Source organism: Rhodococcus sp. R1101 (genome assembly GCF_000278445.1).
Lineage (GTDB): Bacteria > Actinomycetota > Actinomycetes > Mycobacteriales > Mycobacteriaceae > Rhodococcus > Rhodococcus gordoniae.
Genome location: NZ_AJVB01000434.1, coordinates 1 through 3316, shown reverse-complemented (window position 1 = coordinate 3316; position 3316 = coordinate 1). Strand labels below are relative to the sequence as shown.

The 3316-nt window shown below is 66.5% G+C and carries 3 protein-coding genes and 1 pseudogene; 3 read left to right on the top strand and 1 reads right to left on the bottom strand.

Annotated elements, in window-relative coordinates; genetic code table 11:
• Together R1101_RS0119345 and R1101_RS0119340 are read left to right on the top strand one after the other, a co-directional pair.
• Positions 1 to 332 (top strand): annotated as a pseudogene (locus tag R1101_RS0119345) (ATPase); the annotation flags it as partial.
• On the top strand, positions 329 to 1459 hold the full coding sequence (locus R1101_RS0119340) for an ArsA family ATPase (RefSeq protein WP_016934973.1): 1131 nt from the start codon (positions 329 to 331) through the stop codon (positions 1457 to 1459). The pseudogene R1101_RS0119345 and the gene R1101_RS0119340, both read left to right, overlap by 4 nt.
• A 46-nt stretch (positions 1460 to 1505) precedes the next feature.
• Here R1101_RS0119340 and R1101_RS0119335 read toward each other — a convergent pair whose 3' ends face one another.
• Positions 1506 to 1829, bottom strand: a complete 324-nt coding sequence (locus R1101_RS0119335; RefSeq protein ID WP_006552432.1) for a WhiB family transcriptional regulator — start codon at positions 1827 to 1829, stop codon at positions 1506 to 1508.
• 293 nt (positions 1830 to 2122) lie between these two features.
• Here R1101_RS0119335 and R1101_RS0119330 point away from each other — a divergent pair.
• On the top strand, positions 2123 to 3316 hold a 1194-nt coding region (locus R1101_RS0119330), incomplete at its 3' end, for a transglycosylase domain-containing protein (protein WP_016934972.1).

The window sequence follows — 3316 nt, the reverse complement described above, 5'->3', positions numbered from 1 at the left end:
ATCTCCGGATGGGAACGGTGATCGTCAACCGCACCGCCCCCGAGCACCTGCCCGAGGAACTCGTCGACGACGTCGCCGCCGGACGTATCGAGGGCCCCGCGATCCGGTCGACCCTCGAACGGGTGTCCATCAAGCTCTCCGACGACGATTTCGCCGGCCTGCTGACCCAGACCATCGAGCACGCCGCGGTACTCCAGGCGCAACAGGTGAGCGCCGCTCAACTCGACGAAGTGAAGGTGGCACGCATGTCCCTACCGGCCCTCGCCGACGGTGTCGATCTCGGTGGCCTCTACGAACTCGCCGACGTCCTCGCCGAGCAGGGTGTCCGATGAGCGCACCGATCCGGAAGGCCCTCGACGTCGGCCGCATCCTGGACGACCGCTCGTCCCGGGTGATCGTGTGCTGCGGGTCGGGGGGTGTCGGCAAGACGACCACCGCTGCGGCGCTCGCGCTGCGGGCCGCCGAACGGGGCCGCAGCGTCGTGGTGCTCACGATCGACCCGGCGCGGCGACTGGCACAGGCTCTCGGGGTCGCGTCGCTCGACAATTCACCGCAGAAGGTGGAGCTCGGGCCGGAGGCGAAGGGCGAGCTGCACGCGATGATGCTCAACATGCGTCGCACCTTCGACGACATGGTGCTCGAGCACTCGACACCGGAGAAGGCCCAGCAGATCCTCGACAACCCCTTCTACCAGACCGTGGCATCGTCGTTCTCCGGCACGCAGGAGTACATGGCGATGGAGAAGCTCGGTCAGCTCTCGCAGAGCGACGAGTGGGACCTCATCATCGTCGACACTCCGCCGTCCCGTAACGCGCTCGACTTCCTCGACGCTCCTCAGCGGCTCGGCGCGTTCCTCGACGGCCGGATGATCCGGCTCTTCACGGCTCCCGGGCGAGGCTTCGGCCGCTTGGTGACGGGTGCGATGGGGCTCGCGCTCAAGGCGGTCTCGACGATCGTCGGGAGCCAGATGCTGTCGGACGCGTCGGCCTTCGTGCAGTCGCTGGACTCGATGTTCGGTGGGTTCCGGGAGCGCGCCAACCGCACCTACCGTTTGCTCCAGCAGCCGGGAACACACTTCATGGTGGTCGCGGCGCCCGAACCCGATGCTCTGCGCGAGGCCTCGTTCTTCGTGGAGCGACTCTCGGGCGACCGCATGCCGCTGTCGGGCCTGGTGCTCAACCGCACCCATCCGACACTGTCGGCACTTCCGTCCGATCACGCGCTCACCGCGGCGGATCAACTCGCCGAGGAGGAGGGGGTGGACGCGCACGCCGCGGAGGCCGTTCTCCGCATCCACGCTCATCGGGCCGTGATCGCCAAGCGGGAACTGCGGTTGCTACGCAACTTCACCGCGGCGCATCCCACCGTTCCCGTCGTCGGGGTGCCCTCGCTGCCCTTCGAGGTCTCCGATCTCGAGGCCCTGCGGGCCGTGGGCGAGCAATTGACCCGCGAGGCGTGATGTCTCGCGGGTCATGATCTCGGCGGTTCGTACCGGGAGGTGGTGACTAGACCGCGCTCTGGTGCTGTCGCTGCGCCTGGAAGAAATCGGCCCAGGACTCGACCTCGGGGTGCTGCTTGAGGAGTGCACGACGCTGCCGTTCCGTCATGCCTCCCCACACACCGAACTCGACACGGTTGTCGAGGGCGTCCGCCCCGCACTCGAGCATCACCGGGCAGTGCCGGCAGATCACCGCGGCCTTGCGCTGCGCTGCGCCACGCACGAACAGTTCATCGGGATCGACTTCGCGGCAGCGAGCCTTGGAGACCCAAGCGATGCGCGCTTCGGCCTGATCGACGTCGAGTCGGGTCGTCGGGGTGGTCATGTGCATTCAGTTGCCCCTTTACATTCCGAACGCCGGTTCGCGGTGTTCGAGGTCTGCGCCGCCCGTGTGCCGCGACGGCGCGAAACCTGCCCGTCAAGGTGTTATCTGCGTCACACTGATGTCTCAATCTAGGTAAACTGATGCCCACGCGCAAGGCGAACGAAACCTTTTCTGGTACGTACGTACATAGTTGCACGTCGGAGGCGTTTTCACCGGGTCTGTCGAGCCACGCCCGCTCCCTCGGAACCGCCGCCCGGTCCCCCGCCACGTACTGTGTAGGCGTGTCGATCCGAAGAACGGTGGCGAAGCTCGCCGGTTGCACGGCCCTCGGCGGCGTTCTCGTAGCAGGGATGCTCTTCCCGGCAGCGGGTGGATTCGGGTACCTCTCGAACCGCGCCGCGGACACCGTCGACAACAGTTCCGCAGAGCTCGTCGAAGGTGTCGTCCCTGCCGTGACGACCATGGTCGACAAGGCGGGCGAGCCCATCGCGTGGCTCTACGACCAACGCCGATTCGAGGTGCCGAGCGAGCAGATCTCCAACGAGATGAAGCTCGCGATCGTCTCGATCGAGGACAAGCGGTTCCCCGAGCACCAGGGCGTCGACTGGCAGGGCACCATCCGCGCATTCCTCACCAACACGACGAGCGGTCAGGTCGAGCAAGGCGCCTCCACGATCGACCAGCAGTACGTCAAGAACTACCTCCTGCACGTGATCGCGAAGACCGACGCCGAACGCCGCGCGGCGATCGAGACGACACCGGCCCGCAAGATCCGTGAGATTCGCATGGCGCTGACGCTCGACGATCAGCTCACCAAGGACGAAATCCTCACCCGCTACCTGAACCTCGTCCCCTTCGGCAACGGATCGTTCGGCATCCAGGACGCCGCCCGGACCTACTTCGGCATCGACGCGAAGGACCTGAACATCCCGCAGGCCGCGATGCTCGCGGGCATGGTGCAGTCCAGCTCGGCGCTGAACCCGTACACGAATCCCGACGGCGTGCTCGCCCGGCGCAACATCGTGCTCGACACCATGATCGACAACATCCCGGAGCGCGCCGACGAGATCCGCGCCGCGAAGGAACTGCCGCTCGGTGTGCTGCCCGAACCGAACACGCTCCCGCGCGGCTGCATCGCGGCCGACGACCGCGGCTACTTCTGCGAGTACGCGCTGCAGTACCTCGAGAACTCCGGCCTGTCCCGTGAGCAGATCGACCGGGGCGGATATCTCATCCGCACCACCCTCGATCCCGAGGTCCAGGATTCCGTCAAGGCATCTCTCGACCGGTTCACCAGCCCCACCGTCGACGATGTGGCCTCCGTGATGAACGTGATCGAACCGGGCCAGGATTCGCACAAGGTTCTTGCCATGGGGTCGAGCCGCAAGTTCGGGCTCGACGCCGAGGCGAAGGAGACGGTCCAGCCGCAGCCCTACTCGCTGGCGGGTCACGGCGCCGGGTCGATCTTCAAGATCTTCACCGTCGCGGCCGCC